13 protein-coding genes are annotated in these 12072 nt (G+C 70.7%); 5 read left to right on the forward strand and 8 right to left on the reverse strand.

Annotated features, from left to right (window positions below; translation table 11 throughout):
* Positions 1-204 precede the first annotated feature (204 nt).
* Positions 205-1329 (reverse strand): amidohydrolase family protein, encoded by a 1125-nt coding sequence (locus ACWD1U_RS00765; protein WP_451103504.1) that lies wholly within the window; start codon positions 1327-1329, stop codon positions 205-207.
* Positions 1330-1536: 207 nt separating this feature from the next.
* On the opposite strand from ACWD1U_RS00765, the gene ACWD1U_RS00770 reads away from it, so the two are divergent.
* Positions 1537-2013 (forward strand): MarR family winged helix-turn-helix transcriptional regulator, encoded by a 477-nt coding sequence (locus tag ACWD1U_RS00770; RefSeq protein ID WP_451103505.1) that lies wholly within the window; start codon positions 1537-1539, stop codon positions 2011-2013.
* 330 nt (positions 2014-2343) lie between these two features.
* On the opposite strand, the gene ACWD1U_RS00775 is transcribed toward ACWD1U_RS00770, so the two are convergent.
* A complete protein-coding gene (locus ACWD1U_RS00775) occupies positions 2344-3378 on the reverse strand; it encodes an SPFH domain-containing protein (RefSeq protein ID WP_451103506.1) in 1035 nt (344 codons plus the stop codon).
* 4 nt (positions 3379-3382) lie between these two features.
* The gene (locus ACWD1U_RS00780; protein WP_451103507.1) at positions 3383-3814 is read right to left on the reverse strand and encodes an NfeD family protein; all 432 of its coding nucleotides are present in this window, start codon (positions 3812-3814) and stop codon (positions 3383-3385) included.
* A 163-nt stretch (positions 3815-3977) separates the two neighbouring features.
* Between ACWD1U_RS00780 and ACWD1U_RS00785 the strand changes: the two genes are divergently transcribed.
* Positions 3978-4115: a hypothetical protein gene (locus tag ACWD1U_RS00785; RefSeq protein WP_451103977.1), complete on the forward strand. Its 138-nt coding sequence runs from the start codon at positions 3978-3980 to the stop codon at positions 4113-4115.
* A gap of 246 nt (positions 4116-4361) precedes the next feature.
* A complete protein-coding gene (nhaA, locus tag ACWD1U_RS00790; protein WP_451103508.1) occupies positions 4362-5678 on the forward strand; it encodes a Na+/H+ antiporter NhaA in 1317 nt (438 codons plus the stop codon).
* 150 nt (positions 5679-5828) lie between these two features.
* Here the strand turns inward: nhaA and ACWD1U_RS00795 are convergent, their stop codons facing one another.
* The gene (locus tag ACWD1U_RS00795) at positions 5829-6899 is read right to left on the reverse strand and encodes a PucR family transcriptional regulator (protein ID WP_451103509.1); all 1071 of its coding nucleotides are present in this window, start codon (positions 6897-6899) and stop codon (positions 5829-5831) included.
* A 137-nt stretch (positions 6900-7036) separates the two neighbouring features.
* On the opposite strand from ACWD1U_RS00795, the gene ACWD1U_RS00800 reads away from it, so the two are divergent.
* Entirely contained in the window at positions 7037-7192 is a 156-nt protein-coding gene (locus ACWD1U_RS00800) for a hypothetical protein (protein ID WP_451103510.1), read from the forward strand.
* 102 nt (positions 7193-7294) lie between these two features.
* Here ACWD1U_RS00800 and ACWD1U_RS00805 read toward each other — a convergent pair whose 3' ends face one another.
* The gene (locus ACWD1U_RS00805; RefSeq protein ID WP_451103511.1) at positions 7295-7867 is read right to left on the reverse strand and encodes a DM13 domain-containing protein; all 573 of its coding nucleotides are present in this window, start codon (positions 7865-7867) and stop codon (positions 7295-7297) included.
* Between the two features lie 142 nt (positions 7868-8009).
* A complete protein-coding gene (locus ACWD1U_RS00810) occupies positions 8010-8747 on the reverse strand; it encodes a flavodoxin family protein (RefSeq protein WP_451103512.1) in 738 nt (245 codons plus the stop codon).
* A 308-nt stretch (positions 8748-9055) separates the two neighbouring features.
* Between ACWD1U_RS00810 and ACWD1U_RS00815 the strand changes: the two genes are divergently transcribed.
* Positions 9056-10057 carry an NAD-dependent epimerase/dehydratase family protein gene (locus ACWD1U_RS00815; protein WP_451103513.1) on the forward strand — a complete coding sequence of 334 codons (1002 nt, stop codon included), beginning with the start codon at positions 9056-9058 and terminating at the stop codon, positions 10055-10057.
* Positions 10058-10088: 31 nt separating this feature from the next.
* On the opposite strand, the gene ACWD1U_RS00820 is transcribed toward ACWD1U_RS00815, so the two are convergent.
* Complete coding sequence (locus ACWD1U_RS00820) at positions 10089-11201, reverse strand: sensor histidine kinase (protein ID WP_451103514.1); 1113 nt, start codon at positions 11199-11201, stop codon at positions 10089-10091.
* Between the two features lie 2 nt (positions 11202-11203).
* The gene (locus tag ACWD1U_RS00825) at positions 11204-11959 is read right to left on the reverse strand and encodes a response regulator transcription factor (RefSeq protein WP_451103515.1); all 756 of its coding nucleotides are present in this window, start codon (positions 11957-11959) and stop codon (positions 11204-11206) included.
* Between the last annotated feature and the right edge of the window lie 113 nt (positions 11960-12072).

Consider the following 12072-nt stretch of genomic DNA (forward strand, 5'->3'; position numbering starts at 1 on the left):
GAGCAACCGGACGCCCGAAGCGCTGCGGAGGAGCCGGAGAACGGAGTGGTCGACGGCTGCTTCCCCTGGGTCTGCCGACAGCCGGCCTGTGCAGGACGCCTTCGGGCCGGCCTCGTTTTGCGGACACACCTTGTGATACGGCAGTCCACCCGAGCCGCCGGATGACGACCGCCCGCCCGCGCATTCTCACTGCTGCTGTCTTGATCAGAGGTCCAGCAGGTGTGCCGCGTTGCGGTGTGCGATGCGCTCGAGGTCGGCGCGGGAGAACGGCGCGGTGCGGAGGAACTCGACTGCCTCGGCCGTTGATTCGTAGGGGTAGTCGACGGCGAACAGCAACCGGTCGGCGCCGACGGCCTGGACGGCTCCGAGGAGGGCCGCGTGGGAGAAGACGCCGCTGGTGGTCGCGTAGAGGTTGTGCCGCAGGTAGTGGGAGGGGAGGTTTCGTGGCCTGCTCTTGCGGTCGGCCTGGTGGTAGCGGCTGTCGAGCCGGGCCAGCTGGAAAGGAAGCAGTTCTCCCATGTGCCCCAGCGTCACCGAGGCCCCGGGGAACTCGTCGAACACTCCACCGTAGATCAGGCGCAGTGCGTGGGCGCCGACCTGCGCCGTCCATCCCCAGGACGGCCCGCTCAGCACGGGATGCCCCTGGAACACCCGCCACTGATCGGCGGGGAAGAGCGCGGGATGGAGGTAGAGCGTCACGCCGAGCCGTTCGAGTTCCGCCCACACGGGCCGGAACTGCGGCTCGTCGAGGTAATGACCCTGAACGTGGTCGTTGTGCAGGACCCCCTTGAGGCCCAGTTGCTCCACCGCCCGGCGCAGCTCGAGCACGGCGGACTTCGGGTCCTGCAACGGCAGGGCGGCGAAGCCTGCGAACCGTGTCGGGTGGGCGGCGACCACTTCGGCCAGGCGGTCGTTGACCCGGCGGGCCGTGGCCACGGCCTCGGAGGGGTCCTCGATGGCCTCCACACCTGGTGAGGTGAGCGACAGGACCTGCACGTCCACCCCGTGCTCGTCCATGTCCGCCAGCCGCAACTCCGTGAAGTCGGCGAGCCGGCGCCCCCACTCCTGCCCCCAACCGGGGGGCATGGGGGCCTCGCCCGGCCACGGGATCAGCTCCGGGACGGAGAACGCCTCTTCGACCGCGATCACCTTCATGCGGCGTCCCGGGCGGCCGGCGGCGGTCCCGGCCGACGTGGAAGTGGCGGCCCGGGCGGCGGCGGGCGGGGCCGCGAGGGCTGCCGTGCCGGCTGTGGCGCCGGCCGCGGCGGCCAGCATACGCCGCCGCGTGGTGCCCGCGGCGAGGGGGGATACAGACGATCCTGTCGTCATCGTCCTGCCTTTCCATCGGTTTCATGCCAATCGGGGACATGAGGTCGGGGCTGGGGATCGATCCAGCCCACCATTAGGTAACCTAATCGTAGGCTACCTAATGAATGGGGTTCTCGGAAGCCCCGGTGATGTCGGGCACCAGACCTGACCGGCTTACGATCGGCAGACCGCGCCGAACCGACCGCCCCACCGTGAAAGCAGAACCACATGACCTCCTCCCCCTCTGAATCCGAGCCGCTCATCCGGCTGCTGTGGCGCGCGCACAACTGGTTCCGAGCCGCCCTGACCACTGCGTTTGAGGCCCAGGAAGACGGGGCGACCATCAGCGCGGCACACGTGACCCTGCTCAGTCAGCTCCCGTCAGAAGGGGCGAGCATCGCCGAGCTGGCCCGGCGTCTGGGCGTCAGCGCCCCGACGGCGCACCAGTGGGTCCACGAACTCGTCGCCGTGGGCGTGGTGACCGTGGAAAGCGATCCGCGGTCCGCCCGGTCGAAGCTCGTGCTGCTCTCGGCGGCCGGTGTCCGGCGCCGGGAGGAGACGATGCAGATACTGGCCGGGCTCGAAGCCACGCTCGCCGGGCGCGTGGGCGCAGATACCGTCATCGCACTTCGGGCCGCACTGGAGGAACCGTGGGGGTCTCCGGAATCGGCGGCAGTGGAGCTCCCCGGCCCTTCCATCCCTTGACGCTGTTGGTTCCGGGCGCAGTGGCCGGCCCCTCCCCTGCTCGCCACCGGCGCGCAGTTCGGCGGTGATTTTGGGGACGCCGTAGGTGCCGTCCGAGTCCCGGCGAACCTTGCGCATCCGGGCGGCGAGCCTCATGCCGGCCGCCGGGGCACGGCCCGGTCGGCGGCGGTGCGGCGCAGTGGCAGTCTCCGAGGACCCTCACCGGAGCTGACCGGAGACTCACCCGCCGCACTGCGCGTCAGCGAACGACGTCGCGGGGTCCCAGCCCGGCGGTTGCGGGACAGTCACACCTCGACCGCGGCCACGACGGCCGCCGGAGGTCACCCGCTGTCAGGGAGACTGGGACGGGAGGGATTCCGGCGTGGCGCGATCGACCTCGGCTGCGTCGGCGAGGGCCGCGGCAGCGGCTTCCGCTGCCTGCGCCGTGTCGTCGGCGGCCTGGGCATCCATGTCGCCCGCGGGCTTCTCACGAGTGGCCGGCGAGGGGGGCAGCACTTCGCTGAAGGCGCGGGACACACCCTGGAGTGCGGAGGTGACCTCGCTGGGGATCACCCAGAAGGTGCTCCCCGAGCCCTGTGCGAGTTTCGGCAGCGTCTGAAGGTACTGCCAGGCGAGCAGCTTGGGATCGGGGTCGTTGCGGTGCACGGCTTGGAACACCTCGTCGATGGCCCGGGACTGACCCTCCGCTTCGAGGATCGCGGCCGTACGGTTGCCCTCGGCACGCAGGACGGCGGCCTGCTTGTCGCCTTCGGCGGTGAGGATCTGCGACTGGCGTTGGCCTTCGGCCCCGAGAATCGCCGCTCGTTTGTCCCGCTCGGCTCGCATCTGCTTCTGCATCGCGTCCTTGATGGACTGCGGGGGGTCGATGGCCTTGATCTCCACCCGGTTGACCCTCAGGCCCCACTTGCCGGTGGCCTCGTCCAGCACGCCCCGGAGCTGGCTGTTGATGGTGTCACGCGAGGTGAGAGTCTTCTCGAGGTCCATGGATCCCACGACATTGCGCAACGTGGTGACGGTGAGCTGCTCGACCGCCTGAAGGAAGCTCGCGATCTCGTAGAAGGCCGCCCGCGGATCGGTGACCTGGAAATAGAGGACGGTGTCGATTTCCACGACCAGGTTGTCCTCGGTGATGACCGGCTGCGGTCTGAAGGACACGACCTGCTCCCGCAGGTCGATCACCGGGTGAACGCGGTCGATGTACGGGATGACGAGGTTGAGGCCGGGATTCAGGGTCCGGTGGTAGCGGCCGAGTCGCTCGACGTTGCGAGCGCGGGCCTGGGGCACGATACGGACCGCCCGCACCACGGTGAAAACCGCGAACAGTGCGACGATCAGGCCGGCAATCAAGAATGCCGAGGTGTCCATGGCTTCAGTCCCTGGGGTAGACGATCGCGGTGGCGCCACTGATCTCTATGACGTCGACGGTCTTTCCGGCAGGAATCACCAGCGTCTCGTCGTAGGCGCGGGCCGTCCACTCGTCCCCGTCGATACGGACCCTGCCGCCCAGACCCGTCACCTCCGAGACGACGTAGGCGCCTTTGCCGACCAGTGCGTCCACGCCGAACCGTGCCGCCGGCGGCCGGCGCATGTGACGCAGCGCGACGGGACGCACGAACACCAAGGTCACCGTGGCGACCGCGGTGAAGACCAAGAATTGCAAAGGCACCGGCAACCCCAGCGCGGCGGAACCCGCCGTGACCAACGCGGCCGCGGACAGCATTCCGAGCGCAGCGGTGAGGGTGACGATCTCCGCCACGGCCAGCACGGCAGTGATGATGAGCCAGATCAGCCAAGGGTCCATTGCGTGCCTCTTCTCACCGTCTTGGGCGCGGAAGGGCTCTTTGCATCAGTTTTACCCAAAGAGAGAAGATCACTCCTCCCTCCCGGAAACGCCGGCCTGACCTGATCTCCCCTGGAGGGCTCCGGCCCGGGTCGCCGTCATCGACACGGTCGTCATCTGCACGATGACCCCGCTGAGCATCGTCATCGCCAACCCCGCCCGGCTGGGCCGATGCCCGCGCCGGGGAATCCATCGGCGGCGTCACTCCGGCGAGATCACCGACGGCGAAGAAGACCGGGAGTCGGTGAAGACCACCGTCTGACCGCCCCCGCGGTCCGGCTCCTCATCGGCTCGTACACACCTCGCGCCGTGGAGTGCACGGACCCGGTCCTGTGTGCATCGGGGCAGCTGAAGACGCATCTGGCCTGATCCGGAGCAGGCGGTTAGGGTGTTCGGAACGCGTCAGCGGTCCGCCCGGAGCGGGGGCCGCACGCAGGGTGTGCCGGGAAGTCTGGTCGGCGTCGAAGGGGCGTATGCCCTCATGCCGATGCCCCGGAGGTCTCTTCTGATGGCTGCTGACCCGCGCGAGCGCTCGACTTTCCTCGGCCTTCTGCCGTGGCCGGAGCGATCGGCGGTAGCCCAGGCCCTGCGGACGGAAACCGTCGGCGGACTGGTACTGCTGGCAGCGGCCGTGGTGGCGCTGGTCTGGGCGAACACCCCGTGGAGCGGCGCCTACGAACAGATCCGCGACTTCCACTTCGGCATTGCCGCGATCGGCCTCGACCTGTCGGTGCAGCACTGGACCGCCGACGGACTGCTCAGCATCTTCTTCCTGGTCGCAGGCATCGAGCTGAAGCGCGAGCTGGTCGTGGGCTCGCTGCGTACGCCCGCCACGGCCGCGCTGCCGGTGGTCGCCGCGCTGTGCGGCATGGTGGTGCCGGCCGCCGTGTACGCCGCGACCGCAACCGCAGGCGGAGGGAGTCTGGAGGGCTGGGCCGTGCCCATGGCCACCGACATCGCCTTCGCCCTCGCGGTCCTGGCCGTCCTCAGCACCCACCTGCCCTCCGCCCTCCGCGCCTTCCTGCTAACCCTCGCCGTCGTCGACGACCTCGGTGCGATCCTCGTCATCGCGGTTTTCTTCACCAGTGATCTGAATCTCGCCGCCCTCGCCGGAGCCGTCGCCGGACTGGTCGTCTTCTACGTGCTCCAGCGATTCCGCGTGCGCGGCTGGTGGTGGTACGTGCCGCTCGGCATCACCATCTGGGCCCTGATGTACAACGGAGGCGTCCACGCCACCGTCGCCGGCGTAGCCATGGGCCTCATCCTTCGCACCACCCGCGACAAGGGCGAAGACGCCTCCCCGGCCGAACGGACCTCCCACCTGCTGCACCCGGTCTCGGCCGGAGTGGCCGTGCCGCTCTTCGCTCTGTTCGCCGCGGGCGTCGCAGTCTCCACCGGGTCGCTGGGTGAGGTGTTCACCCAGCCGGAGCCGCTGGGGGTGGTGCTGGGCCTGGTCGCCGGCAAGGCCCTGGGCATCTTCGCGGGCACCTACCTCGCCGCACGCTTCACCCGGGCCCGGCTCAACCCCGACCTGGCCTGGGCCGACGTGTTCGCCCTGGCGGTGCTCGCCGGAATCGGTTTCACCGTCGCCCTGCTCATCGGCGAACTGGCCTTCCCCGACCCGTCCGATGCCGAGCTCATCAAGGCCGCCGTACTCCTCGGCTCGCTCATCGCCGCGGTTCTGGCGGCACTACTGGTCAAGCGCCGCAACGGGGTCTACCGCCGCCTGTGGGAAGAGGAGACGCGGGACGAGGACGCCGATGGCATCCCCGACATCTATCAGCGGGCCGTCCCGGAACGCGGCGGCGCCGCAGGCGACAGTTGAGGGGGACGGCATACGCGCCCGGGCTCGTTGATCGCTGCCCCGTCGTGACCGGCGATGCCGGCGTGATCAGGGTGGTCAGCGGGGGTGGCGCGCCGATGCGGAACGGCGTGCGCGTCAGGCTCTCGTGCGAGTCCTCATACACGTCACCCCTCAGAAGGATTTCGCCGGCCAGTCCAGCAACCGGGCCCCGATCACCGCGGTCTGCAGCGTGTAGCGGTGCACCGGATCCGCCGGGTCGGCGCCGGTGAGCTTGTGGATGCGCTCCAGGCGATAGGTGAAGGCCCGCACGCTCAGCGACAGCCGCCGGGCCGCCTCCGTGGACACGCAGCCGGAATCGAAGTACGCGGTGAGGGTGTCCAGGAGCGGCTGGGCACCGCCGCGGGCCTGACACAGCGGGCCGAGAGCGCTGTGCACCAGGTCGGCCATGGCCTGCCGGTCGCGGGTGAGGACGGGGTAGACGAGGAGGTCGGCGGCGCGCAGCACAGGTTCGTCGAGTTCCAGGCGTTCGGCCAGGTCGAGGGCGTTCAGAGCCTCTTCGTACGAGTGGACGACGCCTGCCGCGCCAGGCTGCGGGCGGCCGATCGCCACCTGTCCCCCGCCGGTGGCGGCGAACGCCTGTTTGGCAAAGTAGGCGAGGACCTCGCCCTGGTCGCCCGGGGCGATGCACACGAGCCGTCCGTCCTTGGTGGTGAGCAGGATGCTGCGGTCGCCGAACCGGCCGATCAGCGCCTGCTCCACCTCCCGGAGGGCTGGGTCTCCCTCGTCGTAGGCGGTCTCGCCGCGAGCCACGGCGACGGCGTGCTCATACGACAGGCGCAGCCCGTAGCGCTCCGCGCGCTGGGCCAGCCGGCCCAGGTCGCTGCGGCCGTAGAGCAGGTCGTCGATGAACTCGCGGCGGGCGGCTTCCTCCTGGCGTACGGCGTGCCGCTGGGCCCGCTCGTAGCCCTCGGCGAACGCGTCCATGGCCTGGGTCGCGGCAGCGAGCACGCTGTCCACGCGAACGCCGTTCCCGGTCGGCCAGTTCGCCCGGGCCTCTGCCATGTGGGCGGCGACCAGGGCCCTCAACCCGAGACCGGCCTCCGCGGCCTGCTCACCCAGGGCGCGGCGCGAGTCCAGTTCCTCCCGAGTCAGTCGGCGGCCCGTCGCGGAGGCATCCGCGAGAAGGCCGGCGTATCCGCCCAGGTACTCCCCGTACTCCTTGGACACGCCCTGCCCCGTCATGTGGGTCCCCCCGAATGAATGCACCCTTGACGCCCTTTTTAACGCATAGACCGGGGGCGGGGGCCCGGCGGGGCGGAGGTCCCTGCCTTGATCCGGTGATCCACGGAGGTGACGAGGGGCCGGCCAAGCGTGCCGGCGTGGCCCCATGCGATCAGGACCGAGTGGCGGCGTGCGCAGACGCTTGTGTCGTCATCGACCGCGAGGGCGTCGTCCGCTGGGCCTGCGTCGACACGGACCGCACCAGGCGCGCCGAACCCGCCGACATCCTGGCCGCCCTCGATGCCCCGGGCTGAGGGGTCCTCGCACTGTGCCCGCCCGGGCCGCGCGGCCTGATCGGACGCTCATAGGGCAAGGACCCCTGAGTGCCGGCGCGGTGAGACATGGCCGCACCGCTGTCAGGCGCGGGCGAGCTCGGCGGCGCCGAACGACACGTCGAAACGGTCGCACCAGATGCTCACGCTGCTGTAGCCCGACGGATCCACGTCAGGGGGCAGGGCGTAGTTCTGACTCCCCTTGTTGCCCTTCAGCTTGCCGAGGCTGACGTACTTCCCGTCGTCGAAGACATGCCACCCCGCCTTCCCCTCCTTCACCGGCGCGTCGGTCAGCCAGACGCGCAGGTCCGGCCCGTTGCTGGTGTCGAGGTTCTCCAGCCGGACGACATGGGAGCCGTCTGCCAGCCGTACGAGCTTCACCGAGCCCGCTGTCGCGTGCTCGTGGCTGATCAGCTCACCGCTCGCCAGCGTCCGCGGACCGGTGGTCGGCGAGGGCGACGCGGAGGGCTCGTCCGAAGGCGCCGGGGCAGGAGGAGCGGAGGTCTCCATCACCCCCGGCAGGGCCTCTTGGACGGTCTCGTCCTGCCAGAGCTTCCACGGCTGGAACCAGTACAGCCCGAAGCCGACTCCGCCGACCGTCACCACCAGCAAGGCGATGACCAATGGCCCGGTCAATACCTTTCGCACGCGCCCCATCCCCGCTCGCCTCCTGAGAGATTCCTGTTGTTCTCCCATTCAACGGAAACGGGCGGCCGTCCCGCACCCCGCAGCTGATGACGGAATCCTTACGTCGCAGCGTCGGGCACGGGGGACGGGAGTACTGGGCTCCCGGTCCGGGTCAGCGGTGCTCGGGGTTGTCCGCGCCCGGTCGGCAGCCGGCGTCCCACTCCGTGCGCTGGTTGCCGTGGGCCGGAACGCCTCCGGCCCGTTTGAGCAGGGCCGCCAGGTGCATCAGGTTCCAGGTCATGAAGCTGGTGTTGCGGTTGGTGAAGTCGTTCTCCGGGCCGCCCGAGCCGGGGTCCAAGTACGAGGGGCCGGGCCCGGCGGCGCCGATCCAGCCGGCGTCCGCCTGGGGCGGGATGGTGTAGCCGAGGTGCTGCAGGCTGTAGAGGACGTTCATGGCGCAGTGCTTGACGCCGTCCTCGTTGCCGGTGATCAGACACCCTCCGACACGTCCGTAGTAGGCGTACTGTCCCTGTGCGTTGAGCAGGCTGGAGCAGCTGTACAGGCGCTCGATGACCTGCTTGGTGACGGAGCTGTTGTCGCCCAGCCAGATGGGCCCGGCCAGTACCAGGATGTCCGCGGACATCACCCGCTCGTACAGCGCGGGCCAAGCGTCCGTGGCGAAGCCGTGCTCGGTCATGTCCGGGTAGACGCCCGGCGCGATGTCCTGGTCGACCGCGCGGACGAGCTCCGTGGTCACCCCGCGCGCTTCCATGATCGCTCGGCTCCTGTCGATGAGTCCCTGGGTGTGACTGAGCTGGGGGGACGGCTTGAGCGTGCAGTTGATGAAGAGCGCGCGCAGGTCGTCGAAGCGGTAACCGTCCTCACGAGACGGGGCGGTGGGTGCTGCCATTGAGGGCTCCGGGGAGGAGTGCGGACAGGGTCGAGGGGCGGGGAAGCCGGCGCTCCGCCCCGTCCCGGCGGCAGCGTCTCGCGGAAACCACGCGCTGTCCCGCTGCGACGCACCGGCACAGGGTGGGTTTCCCGGAGCGCCAGCGGTTCGTCGTGCTGTGGGCGCCCGAGTCCGCGCTTCGGCCTCCTCTGTGGCGGCCGCATTGAGCACTTGCCGCTTCTTCTCGCCGGGTGCGCGTCGTCTTACGGACCGGTGACGTGGTGGGCGCGGTCCTGTGGTGTGTCGAGGCGCCGCCCTAACGTGGGCGCATGCGTGTACTGGTCACCGGCGGTGCCGGGTTCATCGGGTCCCATGTGATGGAGGCGCTGCGGGCGCGCGGGCACGAGCCCGTCGTGTTCGACGTGCGTGACGACCCGGCCGCGGACGTGCGGGACCGGGAGGCCGTGACCCGCGCCCTGTCCGGTGTGGACGCCGTGTGCCATCAGGCAGCGATGGTCGGGCTGGGCACCGGTTTCACCGACGCGGCGGAGTACGTCTCCCGCAACGACCTCGGCACCGCCGTACTGCTCACCGCCATGGCCGAGAAGGGCGTACAGCGGCTCGTGCTGGCCGGATCGATGGTGGTCTACGGGGAAGGGCGGTACACCTGCCCGCGGCACGGGGTGGTGCGGCCGGGGCCTCGGGCCGTCACCGACCTGGAGGCCGGGCGTTTCGAGCCGCGGTGCCCGGTGTGCCGGGAGCACGTGTCGACGGGACTGGTCACCGAGGACGCACCGGTGGACCCGCGCAACGTGTACGCCACCACCAAGCTCGCCCAGGAGCATCTGGCCGCGGCGTGGGCACGGTCGACGGGCGGGGCGGCGGTGTCGTTGCGCTACCACAACGTGTACGGGCCCGGAATGCCGCGCGACACCCCGTACGCCGGGGTCGCCTCCTTCTTCCGCTCGGCGCTGGCCCGGGGTGAGGCTCCGCGTGTGTTCGAAGACGGCCGGCAGCGGCGGGACTTCGTGCACGTACGGGACGTGGCGACGGCCAACGCGACGGCACTTGAGGCGGATGCGGCTGCCGGGGCGCTCACCGCGTACAACAGCGGCAGCGGCGAGCCGCACACGGTCGGCGAGATGGCGCGGGCGCTGGCCGCGGCGTACGGCGGGCCCGAGCCGGTCGTGACCGGCGAGTACCGGCTGGGGGACGTACGGCACATCACGGCGGACTCCTCCCGGCTGCGGACGGAGCTGGGGTGGAAGCCGGAGATCGGCTTCGAAGAGGGCATGCGGGAGTTCGCGCGTTCCGGGATGCGTGGCTCGTAGGGCCCTGATGGACCGGTGGTGCTGCCCGCGCTCATGAAGCGGCCGTGGGCAGCACCACCTCGAAGCGGCAGCCGCCGGGGATGTTGCGTACGGTGGCCCGGCCCTGGTGGGCCTCCACGATCCCGCGGACGATGGCGAGGCCGAGGCCCGCTCCCGCCGGAGGCGTCCGGGCGTGGGTGCCGCGCCAGCCGGTGTCGAAGACGCGCGGCAGGTCCTCCTCGGGGATGCCGCCGCAACTGTCCGAGACCGACAGCACCACGCCGTCCGGCGAGCGTTCGGCTGCCACCATGACGGTCCCGTCGGCAGGTGTGCGCCGGATAGCGTTGACCAGGAGGTTTCCCAGCACGCGGCTCATCTCCTTGCCGTCCACCTCCACCGGCAGGGGCTCGACGCGGCCCCCGACGAGTCGCACACCGTACTCGTGGGCCAGCGGATACACCCCGGCGAGGGCATCGCCGACCAGGTCGTAGGCGGACATCCTGGAGGGCGACAGAGCCAGGGCGCCGGCATGGATGCGGGAGAGCTCGAAGAGGTCGCCGACCATGTCGTTGAGGCGTTCGACCTCGGTGCGGATCTGGCGCAGGTAGCGGCCGGGGTCGGTGGCGACGCCGTCCTCCAGCGCTTCGGACATCGCGCGCAGGCCCGCGAGCGGGGTGCGCAGGTCGTGCGAGATCCAGGCGACGAGTTCGCGGCGGGAGGACTCCAGGGCGCGCTCACGCTCCCGGGACTCGGCCAGCTTGGCGCTGGTGGCCTCCAGTTCGCGGCTGAGCGCGGCGAGTTCGGCGGTGGCCGGACCGTGGGGCGCGGTGAAGTCGCCGCCGTCACCGAAGGAGCGGGCGGCGAGGGCGAGTGCGTGACTGCGGGCGACGACCCAGCGGCCCAGCACCAGGGCGGTGACCAGGGAGACGACGGCCGCCATCGCGACCACCGTCGTGACCACGGTCAGGTCGTGCGCGGACAGGAACATCGCCTGCGCCACGGCCAGCGTGCCCGCGAGCATCGCGGTCACGGCGACGGCGGCCACCACGGTGAGTGAGGTGGTCAGGGAGCGGCGGCGCAGCAGCCACAGCGCACCCGCGCCGAGCAGCCCGGCCGCGCCGGCGCCGAGGAACGCGAACAGGGCGATGAGGAGGGTGTCGCGCATGATCACTCCTCGCTTCGACCGGAGGGGCCGGCGAGGTCGAAGCGGTAGCCGACGCCCCACACCGTCTGGATCAACCGGGGTCGAGCGGGATCGTCCTCGACCTTGTTGCGCAGCCGCCGGACGTGGACCGTGACGGTCGACAGGTCGCCGAAGTCCCAGCCCCACACCTCCCGCATCAGGTCCCCGCGGCTGTACGCCCGGCCCGGGTGCCGGAGGAAGAACGCGAGGAGGTCGAACTCGCGCAGTGTGAGGGCCAGTTCGGCGCCGTTCTTGGTGGCGCGGCGGGCGGCCGGGTCGACGGTGAGTCCTGCCGCGCCGAGGGGCCGCGTGCCCGCGAGGGGACGCGTGCGGCGCAGTACCGACTCCACCCTCAGCACCAGTTCCCGGGGGCTGAACGGCTTGGTGACGTAATCGTCCGCGCCCACCTCCAGGCCCATGATGCGGTCGTCCTCGTCGCCGCGGGCGGTGAGCATGATGACCGGCACGGGGCCGCGGTCGCGCATGCGCCGACACACTTCCAGGCCGTCCATGCCGGGCAGCATCAGATCGAGTACCACCAGGTCCGGCCAGTGCGCGGCGGCGCCGGCGAGTGCGCTCGGCCCGTCCCCGGCCCGGTCGACCACGTACCCGGCGCGATCCAGGTAGCCCGAGACGACCTCGGCGACTGTGGGGTCGTCATCGACGACGAGGACGCGGGCGTCCCCGACCCCTCGGCCGGCGGAGGCGTCCGGCGGCGGCTCGTACGGCTGCTGTTCCATACGGCCAGCCTCGCACCGAGCACTCATCCGCGTCGCCCTCCAGCCGCCCGCGGGCGCTGACGTCCGTGTTTCGTAAGGAGCCGGAGTCCGATATGCACCGTTCGCGTTCGTAG

This window comes from Streptomyces sp. NPDC002788 (assembly GCF_053592115.1).

Coding starts and splice junctions, on each gene's coding strand:
- ACWD1U_RS00765 (WP_451103504.1), bottom strand. CDS start 1,329: ATGACGACAGGATCGTCTGTATCCCCCCTCGCCGCGGGCACCACGCGG.
- ACWD1U_RS00770 (WP_451103505.1), top strand. CDS start 1,537: ATGACCTCCTCCCCCTCTGAATCCGAGCCGCTCATCCGGCTGCTGTGG.
- ACWD1U_RS00775 (WP_451103506.1), bottom strand. CDS start 3,378: ATGGACACCTCGGCATTCTTGATTGCCGGCCTGATCGTCGCACTGTTC.
- ACWD1U_RS00780 (WP_451103507.1), bottom strand. CDS start 3,814: ATGGACCCTTGGCTGATCTGGCTCATCATCACTGCCGTGCTGGCCGTG.
- ACWD1U_RS00785 (WP_451103977.1), top strand. CDS start 3,978: ATGACCCCGCTGAGCATCGTCATCGCCAACCCCGCCCGGCTGGGCCGA.
- nhaA (WP_451103508.1), top strand. CDS start 4,362: ATGGCTGCTGACCCGCGCGAGCGCTCGACTTTCCTCGGCCTTCTGCCG.
- ACWD1U_RS00795 (WP_451103509.1), bottom strand. CDS start 6,899: ATGACGGGGCAGGGCGTGTCCAAGGAGTACGGGGAGTACCTGGGCGGA.
- ACWD1U_RS00805 (WP_451103511.1), bottom strand. CDS start 7,867: ATGGGGCGCGTGCGAAAGGTATTGACCGGGCCATTGGTCATCGCCTTG.
- ACWD1U_RS00810 (WP_451103512.1), bottom strand. CDS start 8,747: ATGGCAGCACCCACCGCCCCGTCTCGTGAGGACGGTTACCGCTTCGAC.
- ACWD1U_RS00815 (WP_451103513.1), top strand. CDS start 9,056: ATGCGTGTACTGGTCACCGGCGGTGCCGGGTTCATCGGGTCCCATGTG.
- ACWD1U_RS00820 (WP_451103514.1), bottom strand. CDS start 11,201: ATGCGCGACACCCTCCTCATCGCCCTGTTCGCGTTCCTCGGCGCCGGC.
- ACWD1U_RS00825 (WP_451103515.1), bottom strand. CDS start 11,959: ATGGAACAGCAGCCGTACGAGCCGCCGCCGGACGCCTCCGCCGGCCGA.